The sequence below is a fragment of the Mesorhizobium sp. M1348 genome, assembly GCF_040317925.1.
In the GTDB taxonomy this organism is placed as follows: Bacteria; Pseudomonadota; Alphaproteobacteria; order Rhizobiales; family Rhizobiaceae; genus Mesorhizobium.
Genome location: NZ_JAMYLH010000001.1, coordinates 428,282 through 442,055 on the forward strand (window position 1 = coordinate 428,282; position 13,774 = coordinate 442,055).

Below are 13,774 nucleotides of genomic sequence, written 5' to 3' on the forward strand. Positions count from 1 at the left end.
AGTCTCGATGGCGGGTCCGGGCGACAACACGCGAAACAAATCCAAGACCGGCGCTGAGAACGACAGCTTCAAGCGCGCCGTCACCGTCTGCATGCGCGCGATTGCCGGCGACAAGGATCTCGAGGTCGGCTTCGCCAAGGACCGGCCGGCGCTGGCCGGAAGCCGTGCCCGGCTGCCGGAATTGCCGAAGAAGGCATCGAAGGCCGATATCGCCATCACCCGCGGCCTCGGCGATTCCATGGCGCTGAAGCGCGCCTGCCACGATGCGCGCATCCACACCAGGCTGGCGCCGGAAGGCAAGCAGGCCCGCGCCATCTATGACGCGGTCGAGCAGGCCCGCGTCGAGGCGATCGGCTCTCGCGCCATGCAGGGTGTCGCCGACAATATCGGCTCGATGCTCGAGGACAAATACGCCAGGGCCAACCTCGTCGACGTCAAGGACAAGGCCGACGCGCCGATCGAGGAAGCGCTGGCGCTGATGGTGCGCGAAAAGCTGACCGGGCGCACTGCGCCGAAGAGCGGCGAACGGCTGGTCGATCTCTGGCGGCCCTGGGTCGAGGAAAAGGCCAGCGCCGACCTAGACGGCCTGTCGGCAAAGCTCGACGACCAGCAGGCTTTCGCCCGCGTCGTGCGCGACATGCTCGCCTCCATGGAAATGGCCGAGGAGCTCGGCGACGACCAGGAGACGGAAGACTCCGAGGACAACGACGAAAACCAGCCGCAAGGCGAGGAGCAGAGCGAAGAGGGCGGCGAGGACGATTCCGGCTCCGAGCAGTCGCAGTCCGAGGATACCGAGGCATCGTCCGACGACGAGCAATCGGCCGAGACGGAAGCCTCCGACGCCACTGCCGAGGATCTCTCCGACGATGACGACGCCGATGCGGAGACGCCCGGCGAGGCGCGCCGCAACGACAACCCCTTCACCAATCTGCCGAAAGAGATCGACTACAGGGTCTTCACCACGGCCTTCGACGAGACCGTAGGCGCGGAGGAATTGTGCGAAGAGGAGGAGCTCGACCGGCTGCGCGCCTTCCTCGACAAGCAGCTCGCCAACCTTTCCGGCGTCGTCGGGCGGCTGGCCAACCGGCTGCAGCGTCGCCTGATGGCGCAGCAGAACCGCTCCTGGGATTTCGACCTCGAAGAGGGCTATCTCGATCCGGCGCGGCTGGTGCGCGTCGTCATCGACCCGATGCAGCCCCTGTCCTTCAAGCAGGAGCGCGACACCAAATTCCGCGACACGGTGGTGTCGCTGGTGCTCGACAATTCGGGTTCGATGCGCGGCCGCCCGATCACCGTCGCGGCGACCTGCGCCGACATCCTGGCGCGCACGCTGGAACGCTGCGGCGTCTCGGTCGAAATCCTCGGCTTCACCACCCGCGCCTGGAAGGGCGGGCAGGCGCGCGAGAAATGGCTGAAGGAAGGCAAGCCGCCGAACCCCGGCCGGCTCAACGATCTGCGCCACATCATCTACAAATCCGCCGACCATCCGTGGCGGCGGGCGCGCCGCAATCTCGGGCTGATGATGCGCGAGGGCCTGCTCAAGGAAAACATCGACGGCGAGGCGCTGCTGTGGGCGCATAACCGGCTGATCGCGCGGCCGGAGCAGCGCAAGATCCTGATGATGATCTCGGACGGCGCGCCGGTCGACGATTCAACGCTGTCGGTCAATCCGGGCAATTATCTCGAGCGGCATCTGCGCGCCATTATCGAACTCATCGAGACGCGCTCGCCGGTCGAGCTTTTGGCCATCGGCATCGGCCACGACGTCACCCGCTATTATCGCCGCGCCGTCACCATCGTCGATGCCGAAGAGCTGGCCGGCGCCATGACCGAGCAGCTGGCCTCGCTGTTCGCCGAGGAAACTGTGCGCGATACGCGGCGCGGCAGCATGCGGCGCGCCGGATGATTTTTTCCCGCGGCGGCTTTTGGCAGAAGCTTTTGGCCGCCACTGCGTTGTTAGGCATCAGTTTGGCGCCGGCTATCGCTGCCGGCCCGGCCTCGGTCGAGCCGGCCGAAATCTCGGCACGGCCGATCAGCGAATTCCACATCGGCCGGCCGGACAAACAGTTCGGGCCGCTCGAATTCGTCGGCGGGCTCGAAATGACCTCGCCGACGCGCGATTTCGGCGCGCTGTCGGCGCTTCGGTTCCTCAAGCCAGGCAGCGATTTCATCGGCGTCGCCGACACCGGCTTCTGGTTCTTCGGCACTCTCGTCCACGATGCCGACAAGCGGCCTTCCGGCATCCAGAATTTTCGCATGCAGCAGATGGTCGATGCGGCCGGCCAGCCGATCGACGAGAAATGGGCGGTCGATGCCGAAGGCCTCGCGGTCAAGGACGGCATTGCCACGGTCGGCTTCGAGCGCGATCACCGTATCGCAGAGTTCAAGATCGACCCGGACGACATGAAGGCGCCGTTCAGGCAATTGGACTTCCTGATCCCGGCCGGGGAACTCCGCCGCAATCGGGGCTTTGAGACCGTCACCCGCGCCCATCCTTACGGACAGCACGCGGGCGGGCTGGTCGTGGTGTCGGAAAAGAGCCTCGACAAAGCCGGCAACATCTTTGCCGCGATCATCGAAGGGCCTCGCAAGGGCGTCTTCACCGTCAAGCGCAATGGCGATTTTGATATCACCGACGGCGCGTTCCTGCCGGATGGCGACCTGTTGCTTCTGGAGCGCAGTTTTTCGATGGCCGGCGGCGTCAAGATGCGTCTGCGGCGCATCTATGGCGAAAGCGTCGAGAAGGGCGCCGTTGCCGACGGGCCGGTGCTGCTTGAAGCCGACATGGGTTACCAGATCGACAATATGGAAGCCCTCGACGTCTGGACCCGCGACGACGGCGCGCTGATCGTGTCGCTGATGTCCGACGACAACCACTCGATCCTGCAGCGCAACCTCTATCTGGAATTCATCCTGCACGAGGATTGACGCGCGATCGGCCATTGACCGGCTGACGGCGATGCTGGCGTTTCCGCGCCGTTTCGCAGCTCGTGTAATTTCCCTTGGCAATGCCCCCTGGCAATAACCTGCGGGTTCCAGCCAGATTCGCCGCCTGCAAAAAACACTTTAGTCAAGACTTGACAATTTGTGCCATCGAAGGGACACTCAAGTCTATGCTTAAGTATTCCGAGATCGACAGCATCCTGCGAGCTCTTGCCGAGCCGACGCGCCGGGCAATCCTGGAAAGGCTGAGCCGCGGGCCGGCCACCGTCAGCCAGTTGGCGGAGCCGTTCGGCATGACGTTCGCCGCCGTGCTCCAGCATCTTCAGGCGCTGGAAGCGTGCGGGCTGATCCGAAGCGAGAAGGTCGGACGCGTGCGCACCTGCCGGATCGAGCCCGGCGGGCTCGCCCCGCTCGCCGACTGGATCGCCGCGCGCCGTACGCCGGCCGAACGCCACCTCGACCGTCTCGGCCAGATCCTGGCGGAGACTTCCCAACCGAACGCAACACTCCACGACCAGGAAAAGGACGACAAGAAATGAACCAGATTGCGCCCGTGAACGACGAGCACTCCGTCATCCATTCGACCTTCACGATCGAGCGGACCTATCCACAATCGCCCGAGCGCGTCTTCTTTGCCTTTGCCGACAAGGCGACGGTGCGGCGTTGGCGCGTCGAAGGTGACGGCTTCACCATCGCCGAATTCACCTTCGATTTCCGTGTCGGCGGCGGCGAGGTTTCGCGGTTCAGCTATCAGGGCGGCCCGGAAATCAGGCTCGATGCGCAGTTCCAAGACATCGTCCCTGACCGGCGCATCGTATTTTCCTACCGGATGGCGGTCGGGCCGCAGCCGCTGTCGGCGTCTCTCACCACCGTCGAGCTTGCACCTTCCGGCGACGGCACCCGCCTGACCTATACCGAACAGGGTGCGTTCTTCGATGGCGTCGATTCAGCGCAAGGGCGCGAGGAGGGCACGCGCGGGCTGCTGCAGGCGCTCGCTGCCGAGCTTCAGAACGCGCAGTAGAGGTTCGTCGGGGTATCGGGCGGCGTCCAACAAGGGGCCTATTGCCCCTTGCTCGCGAGCCAGACGATGTGACGGGCGCCGCGCTTGCCGTGAGCCCGCACCTTAACCTCGTCGACCGTGAAGCCCGCCTGCTTGAGCCTGAGGGTGAAACCTGCGTCAGGGCCCTGCGACCAGACCGCCAGCACACCGCCGGGCTTGAGAGCTGCTCTCGCGCTGATCAGGCCGGTGCCGCTGTAGAGCGCATCGTTGGCCTTGTAGACGATGCCCTCGGGGCCGTTGTCGACGTCGAGCAGGATCGCGTCCCAGGCCGATGCTTGCGATCGGATGAGCTGACCGACATCGGTCTCGCGAATGCCTACGCGCCGGTCGTCAAGGCAGCCGTCGAAAACCTCGGCCATCGGGCCGCGCGCCCACGTCACGACCGCCGGTACCAGTTCGGCAACGGTGACCTTCGCATCGGCGCCAAGCTCGGCCAGCGCCGCGCGCAAGGTAAAGCCCATGCCGAGGCCGCCGATCAGGATGCTTGGGTTCAGGCGGCCGGCAATCCTTTGACAAGACAGTTTGGCCAGCGCCTCTTCGGAACCGCTGAGCCGGCTGTTCATCAGCTCGTTCGCGCCAAGCATGATCGAGAATTCGCCGCCGCGCCGCTTCAGGCGGAGTTCCTGTCCGCCGTCAGGCGTTTTTGCCGAGTCCAGTTGAAGCCAGGGGATCATGCTCGATAGTCTTTGAGCATGATCTTGTCCGAAAACCGGTTCCCACTTTTCGGGATCATGCTCTATGCCGCCAGTGCCGGCTGGCTCCAGCGGGCGGCAAGCAGCCTGTAAGGGATCAGCGCCACCACCGCTATGACCAGCTTGACGCTGAGATCGCCGAGCGCCCAGGATATCCAGCGCATCGTCTCGACCGGCAGCACGCCCATCAGCGGCGCGGTCTCCAGCGCAAAGCCGTCGTTCGGCCCGGCGAAGGCGAAAGCCGCCGCAAAGGCGACGGTGAAAAACACCACCGTATCGAAGACTGAGCCGACCAGCGTGCCGACGATCGGTGCGCGCCACCAGCTCTGCCGGCGCAGCCGGTTGAACACGGTGACGTCGAGCAACTGCGCGGTGAGGAAGGCCGCGCCCGACGCCGCGGCAATGCGCACCAGCCGGTCGGCGGCGGTCTCGAATTCGATCAGGCCGTGGCGAAACAGCAGCGGTGGGATGACGATCGAGCAGACCACCGCTGTCATGAAGCCGACAAAGACGATCCTGCGCGCCACCGCCGGGCCGTAGCGGCGGTTGGCGAGATCGGTGACTAGGAAGGAGAACGGATAGGTGAAGGCGCCCCAGGTCAGGATGTCGGCCAGCGACAGCCCGCCGATTGCACCCTGCATCGGGAACTGCACAAGGATGTTCGAAGCCACGACGACGAGTGCCATGGCCGCCACGAAGGGCAGGTACCGCGAGAGGAAAATCATTTTTTTATCCTGGGTGATGGAACCAGCGGAACCCGATCCGGAACCCCGGTCACGCCCTGGAAGGCGGCTGCCGCCGAAAAACTCAGGCGGCCGGCCGTTCGGCGAGCTTCTTGGCGATCTGCTTCTTCAACAGGCGGGCGCGCTGCGACAATTCCTTGGCGTCAGCCTTGACCAGGAAGGCATCGAGGCCGCCGCGATGCTCGACCGAACGCAGCGCGTTGGCCGAAATGCGCAGGCGCACATTCTGGTTCAGCGCTTCCGAGATCAACGTCACATTGACGAGATTGGGCAGGAAGCGACGCTTGGTCTTGTTGTTGGCGTGGCTCACATTGTTGCCGGACATGACTGCCTTGGCAGTGAGTTCGCAGGTGCGGGACATGATACTAACCTTCGGTTCTCGGTCCTGGCCAAACATTCGACCCGCGCCGGGTGGCGCGCGGTTTCGGTCAGGCGGCCTTATGGAAAAAGTTGGCGTTCCATAGTTGCATTTCGCCGATGCGTCAAGCTTGGGGTTGCTCGGAAGAGGGGAATCGCACTTTCGGAGAAGGCGCTACCAGCGAAGCTGCCGATCTCCCCCTTGCGGAGGAGATGGCCGGCAGGCCAGAGGGGCTGTCCCTCCGACTTAGCACCGTTGCAGCCAAAACTCTCGGCACTGGGAGGATAAACTGAACCTTGGCGATCCGTAACACCCCCTCTGCCCTGCCGGCCATCTCCTCCGCAAGGGAGAGATCGGCAAATTCGTCGAGGGCGCCACATTTTGTTCTTGCTTTGTGCCGGCAGCTATGCTATTAATTTCGGTATGGTGCTGATTCGCACCGCCGACCCGCCCACCGAGGCGGGTTTTTCATTTCCGGCTTCCGTCAGCTCCCACCGACCAGCCCCAGCGTTTCCTGCCGAAGCCGCCTTTCACATTAAGGCCGGAATTCAGCCTATAAACGGTCGCACAGGGACATGCCAGACCGGAGCCGCCCGTCCGGTCGACAATCAAGGACCCGCCATGCCTCGTTCTTTCCTCCATGCCCTGATCGTGTTGGTGGCCGTCGTGCTGTCGACGACGGCTTCGACCGCAGAGCCGCAATCCTTCACGGGCGAGTATTCGGTGTCGTTCCTCGGCCTCTCCGTGGCCAAGGCGAAATTCTCCAGCGATTACGAGGGCGACACCTATTCGATCGAGGGCAGCGTCTCCGCCGCCGGGCTCGCCACTTTGTTCGACGATACGCGAGGCACGATCTCGTCGAAGGGCAAGATTTCGGGCAAGCAGTTGCAGCCGCAAGCGTTCCACGCCGACTACACGTCCGGCAAGAAGGCATCGATGATCGACATCCAGTTTGCCAACGGCGTCGTCACCTCGACCAAGGTCGTGCCTGAGCCGAAGAAGCGCAATCCCAACAACTGGATACCGCTGGTCGGCAGCGATCTCGTATCCGTCCTCGATCCGATGGCCGCGACCGTCATCCATGCCGACAGCCTCGACCAGGTCTGCGGGCGCACGGTGAAGCTCTATGACGGCGAAATGCGTGCCGATCTGAAACTGACCTACGAGTCGAAAGGGTCGATCTCGGTGACCGGCTACAAGGGCGATACGGTCACCTGCAGGCTAGGCTTCGAGCCGGTGGCCGGCTACCGCAAGAACCGCAAGGCGCTGAACTACCTGAAGAAACGCAGCCGCATCATGGTGACGTTTGCACCGGTCGGCCAAAGCGGCGTATATGCGCCGATCCGCGCCACGGTCAGCACGCAAATCGGCCCGTTGACGATCAGCGCGGAGCGGTTCGAAGCAAACGAATAGGCGTGATGGTGCGCCGCCAACGATGGGCACGGGGGCGACGGATATGGCGCGCGCAACACTGATCGGCTTCTCCGCGGTCGCCATGTGGGCGCTGCTGGCGCTGCTTACGGATGCTTCGGGCGCCGTGCCGCCGTTCCTGCTTTCGGCAATCACCTTTACGATCGGCACCTGCGTCGGGCTGGTTGCCCGGCTGTTCATGCCGGCAGCCGACGGCGCCGCGAAGACACCGCGCCAGGTCAAAATACCACGCAAAGTCTGGGTGATTGGCATTGCCGGCCTGTTCGGCTACCACTTTTTCTACTTCACCGCGCTGCGCAATGCGCCGGCCGTCGAGGCCAGTCTGATCGCCTATCTGTGGCCGCTGCTGATCGTGCTGGGATCGGCGCTGATGCCTGGCGAGCGGCTGGCCTGGAACCATATCGTCGGCGCGCTGCTCGGCCTTGCCGGCACGGTCCTGATCGTCACCAAGGGCGGCGGGCTTGCCTTCGATGCGCGTTATGCCTTCGGCTACGCCATGGCCGGCGTCTGTGCGGTGCTGTGGTCGTCCTATTCGCTGTTGTCGCGGCGCTTCCCGTCGGTACCGACCAGCACCGTCACCTGGTTCTGCGCCGCCACCGCGGCCCTTTCGCTCGTCTGCCATCTGTTGCTTGAACAGACGGTGCTGCCCGACGGCGCCGGCCAGTGGCTGGCCGTGCTCGGCCTCGGTCTGATGCCGGTGGGGGCGGCGTTCTATGCCTGGGACATAGGCGTCAAGCGCGGCAACATCCAGGTGCTGGGGGCGGCGAGCTATGCCGCGCCGCTGCTGTCGACACTGGTGCTGATCGCCGCCGGCTTCGCCGAGCCGTCATGGCGCATCCTCGCCGCCTGCGTGCTGATCACCGGCGGCGCGGCGCTGGCGGCGAAATCGCTGTTCCTGCGCAAGAGGGCTACGAGCGAGGCAAACGCATGATGCCGTTTCCCGGCGGCATCGATGCCAATGCCAATGCGACGCTGGTGTTTTCGTTGGCGGCGACGGTGATTTACGCGTTCAGCCTCGGCATGCGGCCGCGTCTTTCGCGGTCGGCGGCAAGGACATTGGCGGTTGCAATGCTGGCGGTGCTGGTCGTGCAGCAGGGCGGCCCATGGCTGCTCGTCGCCGCGCTGGGCGCCAGTGCCATCGGCGACGCCTTCCTGTCGCGCGACGGCGAGAAGGCATTTCTTGGTGGCACGGCCAGCTTTCTTGCCGCGCATGTGCTTTACGTCGTGCTGTTCCTGCGTGCCGGCGGCGGCCTCGGACTGCTTTCGGCCGAGCCATGGCGGGCAGCGATCGTGCTGGCGATGGTCGTGTCGGTGCTGGCCATGCTTTTCGCGCTCCGGCGCCGCGTCGGCCCCGCCTTGCGTTTGCCGATCGGTGTGCATGCCGCGGCACTGCTTGCCATGGGCATTGCGGCGCTCACCCTGAACAGCGTCTGGGTCATTGGCGGCATCGTCCTGCTCATCCTGTCCGACGGGCTGCTCGCTTCGGAAAGGTTCCTGCTGCCCGCCATCTCGCCGCATCGCATTTGGGTGCGCCATGCGGTCTGGGCGCTGTATTACGCCGGCCAGCTCGCGATCACGCTGGGTTTCCTGCTGGGCTAGGTGCCTAGGGCGTGCCCGGCAGCCAGCCTGGTTCGGCCAGTTCGAAGGCGGCGAAATCGAAGCCCGGCGCCACCGTGCAGCCGACCAGGGTCCATTCGCCGAGGCTGCGTGCCGACTGCCACCAGCCTGCCGGCACGACGATCTGCGGCCGCTCGCCCGCGGCAAGCGCCGTACCGAGGACCTCCTCGATGACGGGACCGCCTTCTCGATGTATCGACAGCGCCAGCGGCGCGCCGTCATAGAAGTGCCAGACCTCGGCCGCGTCCCTGACCCGGTGCCAGGCCGACAATTGGTCCTTCTCCAGAAGGAAATAGATCGCCGTCGAATGGCCGCGGGCGCCTTCCGCCCCGTCGCGAAAGGTCTCGGCATACCAGCCGCCTTCCGGATGCGGCTTCAGGCCGAGCAGGGCGATGATTTCGGCGGAACTGGTCATGACCCTAGCTCCGGGCGCCGCTCAGAAATTGTCCTTGCGCTTGCGGATCTCGGCGAACACTTCGGCGTCTGAGGCCTTCTCCAGGCCGAGATGCCTGCGGATCGCCGGATCGTGCCAGCGCAGGAACGGATTGGTCGAAAGTTCCTCGCCGATCGTCGTCGGCAGCGTCGGCTTGCCGTCGGCGCGCAGCGCCTCGACTTTCGCGGCGCGCTCTTTCAGCGCCGAATTGGTCGGATCGATGGTCAGCGCGAAACGGGCATTGGCCAGCGTATACTCATGGCCGCAATAGACGACCGTCTCGGCCGGCAGCGCCGCGAGCTTCTTCAGGGATTCGTACATCACCGGCGGCTTGCATTCGAGCAGCCGCCCACAGCCGAGCGCAAACAGCGTGTCGGCGGCGAATGCCACTTTCGACGCCGGCAGGTGATAGGTGACATGGCCCGCCGTGTGGCCGGGCGTGGCGATAACCTCGATCCGCTCGTCGCCGAGGCAGAGGACCGAGCCTTGCTCGACGGTTTCGTCGATGCCGGGAATCTTTGCCTTTTCGGCTTCCGGCCCGACGATGCGCAGCTTGAATCGCTCCTTCAGCGCCAGATTGGCCTCGACGTGGTCGAGATGGTGGTGGGTGGTCAGGATCATCGTCGGCGTCCAGCCGGTGCGCTTGATCGCCGCCAGGATCGGCGCCTCCTCGGGTGCGTCGATGAGCGCCGTCTGGCCGCTTTTCGGATCATGCACCAGCACGCCGAAATTGTCGCTGCGGCACATGAATTGTTCGATCTCGACCGGCATCATATCTCTCCCTTTATTGCCGCAGACATAGGGCGCCTGCCAGCCGATGTCATCTGCCTTTGTTGAACTTGGACTGCTTCGAAGCTACCGTTCCGCGCATGCATTCAGACATTGTCGACCTCCGTTCCTTCTATTCGACCACGCTCGGCCGCCTGGCCGAACGCTCGATCACCATGGCGCTGTCCTCGATATGGGCCATCGTGCCCAACGAGCGGCTGGTCGGCCTCGGCTACACCTTGCCGTGGCTGGAGCGCTTCGGCAGCGATGCCGAGCGGGTCTTTGCCTTCATGCCGGCAACGCAGGGCGCGGTGGTCTGGCCGGCGACGGGGCCGACGGCGACCGCGCTTGTCTTCGACGAGGAACTGCCGCTGGTCGATTCCTGCATCGACCGCATGCTGCTCGTCCATTCGCTCGAACATGTCGAGAACCCGCGCGAGACGCTGAACGAGATCTGGCGGGTGCTGTCGCCGGCCGGCCGTGTCGTCATCGTCGTGCCCAACCGGCGCGGCGTCTGGGCGCGCTTCGAGCACACCCCTTTCGGCAATGGCCGGCCGTTCTCGCGCGGCCAGCTGACCGAATTGCTGCGCGAAGCGAATTTCACGCCGGCGGCGTGGTCCGATGCGCTGTTCTTCCCGCCGTCGCCGCGACGTTTCATGATGCAGTTCCACAATGTGCTGGAACGCGCCGGCCGGCGCTTCTGGCCGATCTTCTCCGGCGTCATCGTCGTCGAGGCGCAGAAGCGGCTCTATCAGGGCGTCCCGGTTGCGCAGCGCGCGTCCCGCCGCGTCTTCGTGCCGGTTCTCTCGCCGCATGGCGCGCCGACGCTCGGCCGGGCGTTGCGGGCTAAACACCCGGCGCCGCCAAGATGACGCGTTCGTGATCCGAGGCAGGCTTTTTCTCACCTATCTGTCGCGGACAGGTTGGCTGCCCGATTGAAGGCATACGCGGTCGATTCTATGACCGGGTTTCAGCACCGCTTCCGAATGCAAGGATCCACTCATGGCTGATCTTCCGGATGTCGAGGCCAGTGCCCAGAAGCTTGCCACGTCGATCGAAGCCAGCAGCCTGCGTGAGCAGCTGGCAACAATCAAATTGGCGCTGACCACCTCGCCAGTGCGAAGGCAATTGTTTTGGGCCGCGATCGGCATCGTCGCAGTCATCGTGGCGAGCTCGATCGGGCAGATTCTGCTCAATCGCTGGAACCAGCCTTTCTACGACGCGCTGGCGCGGCGCGACATGCCGGCTTTCCTGCATCAGCTTCTGGTCTTTGCCGGCATCGCCGGCGGGCTTGTGGTGCTCAATGTCGGCCAGACCTGGCTCGACCAGATGCTCCGCCTGAAGCTGCGCGAGGCGCTGACGCTCGACCTGATCGACGAATGGATGCGGCCGGCGCGTGCCTTCCGGCTGACCCATGCCGGCGCCATCGGCGTCAATCCCGACCAGCGCCTGCAGCAGGATGCCGGGCATCTCTCCGATCTTTCCACCGGCCTCGGCATCGGCCTGCTGCAGTCCTGCATCCTGCTTGCCTCCTTTGTTGGGGTTCTGTGGTCGCTGTCTTCCGGCTTCGTCTTCCACATAGGCGGCCATTCGCTGGCCATACCCGGCTACATGGTCTGGGCGGCGATCCTTTATGCTGGCACCGCTTCGTGGTTGAGCTGGCTGGTCGGGCGGCCGCTGATCCGCTTCAACAACGATCGCTATACGCGCGAAGCGGAGCTGCGCTCCTCGGTGGTTCGCGTGAACGAGAATGTCGATGCCATCGCGCTCGCGCATGGCGAGGCCGATGCCAGGCGCCGCCTCGAATTCGATCTTGGCATGGTGCTGGGCGCCATGCGGCGCATCTACAGCGCCCAGATCAATCTTTCCTGGGTTACCGACACCTATGGCTGGATCACTGTCGTCGCGCCGATCCTTGTCGCTTCACCGGTCTATTTCGCCGGCGATATCAGCTTTGGCGGCTTGATGATGGCAGTCGGCGCTTTCAACCAGGTCCATTCCTCGCTGCGTTGGTTCATCAACAATATCGGCGGCATCGCCGATTGGCGCGCCACGCTGATGCGGGTCGCCGACTTCCGCATCGCGCTCGGCGACACCGACGCGCTGCACAATACGGAAAGGCGTATCGCCTTCGGCGAAAATCCGGACGGCAGCCTCACCTTCGAGAAACTTGAGATTGCCTCGCCGGAGGGATGCACCAAGCTTGCCGAGCCGCATGTTGAAATCCGCGCCGGCGACCGCGTCATGATCACCGGAGATCCGGGCGCCGGCAAGACGCTGTTCTTCCGCGCCATTGCCGGTTTGTGGCCATGGGGCAGCGGCCGCATCGGCATGCCGGCCGGAGAAGCGCCGATCTTTGTTCCGCGTACGCCCTATTTCCCGCTCGGCAAGCTGCGCGAGGTGCTCAACCATTCAGACGGCGCGGCGGAGGCGAGCGATGCCGAGATTTCGGAGGTGCTGGCGGATGTCGGGCTGCAGCGCCTGTCGTCCTCGCTCGATCGCTCGGCGCGCTGGGAGCGTGAACTCAGCGACGACGAGCAGCGTCTGTTGGCCTTTGCCAGGCTCGCCTTGCGACGGCCGAAATGGGTGATCATCGACGAGGCGCTGGACGCGTTCGACGGCCCGACGCTGAGGCAAGTGCTGTCGATGCTGGAGAAGCGCCTTCCCGACGCCGCGATCCTCAATATCGGCCGCGGCCAGCACAATGCCCGCTTTTTCCGGCGGGCGTTGACCATCGTCAAGGATGCCGGCCAACCGCCACTCAAGCCCGCCCGTATCAGGGCAGGTGCCATCGAACCGCCCCCGGCTATCGCCTCGGCTGGCCGAAAGAAATAGAAGGCAAGCTTTATTTCGCCGCGATCGCGGCGAAAAACTGTCGCGATCGTTTCAGATGGGGACGTTCCGATCGGCCATGCTTGACGCTCTCGCCCTGCTCGCCTGCCTTGCCTGCACCCCGGCGGCACCTGCGGCCGCGCCCGCCAATGCAATTGCCGTCGATGTCGAACTGGTGCTGGCCGTCGACATCTCGCAGTCGATGGATGAAAGGGAGTTTGCCCTGCAGCGCGCCGGCTATGTCGCGGCGCTGCGCCACCCCGACTTCATCAACGCCGTGCGTGCCGGCACCTCCGGCCGCATCGCCATCGCCTATTTCGAATGGGCCGGCACGATCCGCGACGATGCGGTCATTGCCTGGCAGGTCGTCGACAGCAAGGAGAGCGCCAACGCTTTCGCCGACAAGATCGCGGCCCGCCCGTTCAGGAGCTTTCGCGGCACCTCGATTTCCGGTGCAGTGGCCTTCGGCGCCGAGCTTTTCAACGGCACGGCCTTCGCCGGCAAACGCCGCGTCATCGACGTCTCGGGCGACGGCCCAAACAACACCGGCTTGCCGGTCACAACGGCACGCGATGCGGCGCTGGCGAAGGGCATCGTCATCAACGGCCTGCCGATCCTGATCAGCCCGTCACCTACCTTCAGTCATCTCGACCGGTATTATGCCGAATGCGTTACCGGCGGGCCGGGCTCGTTCGTGCTGCCGATCTATGCTGCTTCCGAATTCGCCACCGCCACTCGCCGCAAACTGATCCTCGAGGTCAGCGGCATCGAGTATCCCAGGGAAGATCCGAGGACGATCCGCGTCGACGCACCGATCGACTGCCTGCAAGGCGAGCGCGACCGGCGGTTTTTCTCCGACCCGTATTTCCCGGAACTCGACCGGTAAGGCTTGCCAGG

The 13,774-nt window shown here is 64.6% G+C and carries 15 protein-coding genes; 10 read left to right on the top strand and 5 right to left on the bottom strand.

All coding sequences use genetic code 11. From position 1 onward, the window contains the following. Positions 1–7: 7 nt before the first annotated feature. The 4 genes from cobT to NKH13_RS02190 all read left to right on the top strand — a co-directional run bounded on the left by cobT (position 8) and on the right by NKH13_RS02190 (position 3,964). A complete protein-coding gene (gene cobT / locus NKH13_RS02175) occupies positions 8–1,906 on the top strand; it encodes a cobaltochelatase subunit CobT (RefSeq protein WP_352910302.1) in 1,899 nt (632 codons plus the stop codon). Then, complete coding sequence (locus tag NKH13_RS02180) at positions 1,903–2,928, top strand: esterase-like activity of phytase family protein (protein WP_352910304.1); 1,026 nt, start codon at positions 1,903–1,905, stop codon at positions 2,926–2,928. Before cobT ends, NKH13_RS02180 begins: the two co-directional genes overlap by 4 nt. Before the next feature lie 185 nt (positions 2,929–3,113). Continuing rightward, a complete protein-coding gene (locus NKH13_RS02185) occupies positions 3,114–3,482 on the top strand; it encodes an ArsR/SmtB family transcription factor (RefSeq protein ID WP_292664933.1) in 369 nt (122 codons plus the stop codon). Beyond that, complete coding sequence (locus tag NKH13_RS02190; RefSeq protein WP_352714226.1) at positions 3,479–3,964, top strand: SRPBCC family protein; 486 nt, start codon at positions 3,479–3,481, stop codon at positions 3,962–3,964. The genes NKH13_RS02185 and NKH13_RS02190 overlap by 4 nt, the downstream gene beginning before the upstream one ends. Before the next feature lie 38 nt (positions 3,965–4,002). Here NKH13_RS02190 and NKH13_RS02195 read toward each other — a convergent pair whose 3' ends face one another. The 3 genes from NKH13_RS02195 to rpmB form a co-directional block, all read right to left on the bottom strand. Then, positions 4,003–4,677, bottom strand: a complete 675-nt coding sequence (locus NKH13_RS02195; protein ID WP_352714224.1) for a polyamine aminopropyltransferase — start codon at positions 4,675–4,677, stop codon at positions 4,003–4,005. Positions 4,678–4,739: 62 nt separating this feature from the next. Beyond that, positions 4,740–5,420 carry a queuosine precursor transporter gene (locus tag NKH13_RS02200; protein ID WP_352714222.1) on the bottom strand — a complete coding sequence of 227 codons (681 nt, stop codon included), beginning with the start codon at positions 5,418–5,420 and terminating at the stop codon, positions 4,740–4,742. Positions 5,421–5,502: 82 nt separating this feature from the next. Then, positions 5,503–5,799, bottom strand: coding sequence for a 50S ribosomal protein L28 (rpmB, locus tag NKH13_RS02205; protein WP_352714220.1), 297 nt, complete (start codon positions 5,797–5,799; stop codon positions 5,503–5,505). A 618-nt stretch (positions 5,800–6,417) separates the two neighbouring features. On the opposite strand from rpmB, the gene NKH13_RS02210 reads away from it, so the two are divergent. From NKH13_RS02210 to NKH13_RS02220, 3 genes are read left to right on the top strand one after another with little or no spacing between them, the layout of a single operon-like run. After that, positions 6,418–7,209 carry a DUF3108 domain-containing protein gene (locus NKH13_RS02210; protein WP_352714218.1) on the top strand — a complete coding sequence of 264 codons (792 nt, stop codon included), beginning with the start codon at positions 6,418–6,420 and terminating at the stop codon, positions 7,207–7,209. Between the two features lie 43 nt (positions 7,210–7,252). Further along, entirely contained in the window at positions 7,253–8,158 is a 906-nt protein-coding gene (gene yddG / locus NKH13_RS02215; RefSeq protein ID WP_352714216.1) for an aromatic amino acid exporter YddG, read from the top strand. Beyond that, entirely contained in the window at positions 8,155–8,826 is a 672-nt protein-coding gene (locus NKH13_RS02220) for a lysoplasmalogenase family protein (protein ID WP_352714214.1), read from the top strand. The genes yddG and NKH13_RS02220 overlap by 4 nt, the downstream gene beginning before the upstream one ends. A gap of 4 nt (positions 8,827–8,830) precedes the next feature. Here NKH13_RS02220 and NKH13_RS02225 read toward each other — a convergent pair whose 3' ends face one another. Both NKH13_RS02225 and gloB read right to left on the bottom strand, forming a co-directional pair. Continuing rightward, positions 8,831–9,259, bottom strand: a complete 429-nt coding sequence (locus NKH13_RS02225) for a cupin domain-containing protein (protein ID WP_352910310.1) — start codon at positions 9,257–9,259, stop codon at positions 8,831–8,833. Between the two features lie 21 nt (positions 9,260–9,280). Beyond that, the gene (gene gloB, locus NKH13_RS02230) at positions 9,281–10,048 is read right to left on the bottom strand and encodes a hydroxyacylglutathione hydrolase (RefSeq protein WP_352910312.1); all 768 of its coding nucleotides are present in this window, start codon (positions 10,046–10,048) and stop codon (positions 9,281–9,283) included. A gap of 98 nt (positions 10,049–10,146) precedes the next feature. On the opposite strand from gloB, the gene NKH13_RS02235 reads away from it, so the two are divergent. From NKH13_RS02235 to NKH13_RS02245, 3 genes are all read left to right on the top strand, one after another. Beyond that, positions 10,147–10,917, top strand: a complete 771-nt coding sequence (locus NKH13_RS02235; protein WP_352910313.1) for a class I SAM-dependent methyltransferase — start codon at positions 10,147–10,149, stop codon at positions 10,915–10,917. Between the two features lie 130 nt (positions 10,918–11,047). Next, the gene (locus NKH13_RS02240; RefSeq protein ID WP_352714210.1) at positions 11,048–12,880 is read left to right on the top strand and encodes an ABC transporter ATP-binding protein/permease; all 1,833 of its coding nucleotides are present in this window, start codon (positions 11,048–11,050) and stop codon (positions 12,878–12,880) included. Positions 12,881–12,956: 76 nt separating this feature from the next. Further along, complete coding sequence (locus tag NKH13_RS02245) at positions 12,957–13,763, top strand: DUF1194 domain-containing protein (RefSeq protein WP_352714209.1); 807 nt, start codon at positions 12,957–12,959, stop codon at positions 13,761–13,763. Positions 13,764–13,774 lie beyond the last annotated feature (11 nt).

What these genes read in the sequence shown, in the direction of transcription:
- NKH13_RS02195 (WP_352714224.1), bottom strand. Translation starts at nt 4,677, where the DNA reads ATGATCCCCTGGCTTCAACTGGACTCGGCAAAAACGCCTGACGGCGGA.
- rpmB (WP_352714220.1), bottom strand. Translation starts at nt 5,799, where the DNA reads ATGTCCCGCACCTGCGAACTCACTGCCAAGGCAGTCATGTCCGGCAAC.
- NKH13_RS02235 (WP_352910313.1), top strand. Translation starts at nt 10,147, where the DNA reads ATGCATTCAGACATTGTCGACCTCCGTTCCTTCTATTCGACCACGCTC.
- NKH13_RS02225 (WP_352910310.1), bottom strand. Translation starts at nt 9,259, where the DNA reads ATGACCAGTTCCGCCGAAATCATCGCCCTGCTCGGCCTGAAGCCGCAT.
- NKH13_RS02210 (WP_352714218.1), top strand. Translation starts at nt 6,418, where the DNA reads ATGCCTCGTTCTTTCCTCCATGCCCTGATCGTGTTGGTGGCCGTCGTG.
- yddG (WP_352714216.1), top strand. Translation starts at nt 7,253, where the DNA reads ATGGCGCGCGCAACACTGATCGGCTTCTCCGCGGTCGCCATGTGGGCG.
- NKH13_RS02220 (WP_352714214.1), top strand. Translation starts at nt 8,155, where the DNA reads ATGATGCCGTTTCCCGGCGGCATCGATGCCAATGCCAATGCGACGCTG.
- NKH13_RS02245 (WP_352714209.1), top strand. Translation starts at nt 12,957, where the DNA reads ATGCTTGACGCTCTCGCCCTGCTCGCCTGCCTTGCCTGCACCCCGGCG.
- NKH13_RS02200 (WP_352714222.1), bottom strand. Translation starts at nt 5,420, where the DNA reads ATGATTTTCCTCTCGCGGTACCTGCCCTTCGTGGCGGCCATGGCACTC.
- NKH13_RS02180 (WP_352910304.1), top strand. Translation starts at nt 1,903, where the DNA reads ATGATTTTTTCCCGCGGCGGCTTTTGGCAGAAGCTTTTGGCCGCCACT.
- NKH13_RS02240 (WP_352714210.1), top strand. Translation starts at nt 11,048, where the DNA reads ATGGCTGATCTTCCGGATGTCGAGGCCAGTGCCCAGAAGCTTGCCACG.
- gloB (WP_352910312.1), bottom strand. Translation starts at nt 10,048, where the DNA reads ATGCCGGTCGAGATCGAACAATTCATGTGCCGCAGCGACAATTTCGGC.
- NKH13_RS02185 (WP_292664933.1), top strand. Translation starts at nt 3,114, where the DNA reads ATGCTTAAGTATTCCGAGATCGACAGCATCCTGCGAGCTCTTGCCGAG.
- cobT (WP_352910302.1), top strand. Translation starts at nt 8, where the DNA reads ATGGCGGGTCCGGGCGACAACACGCGAAACAAATCCAAGACCGGCGCT.
- NKH13_RS02190 (WP_352714226.1), top strand. Translation starts at nt 3,479, where the DNA reads ATGAACCAGATTGCGCCCGTGAACGACGAGCACTCCGTCATCCATTCG.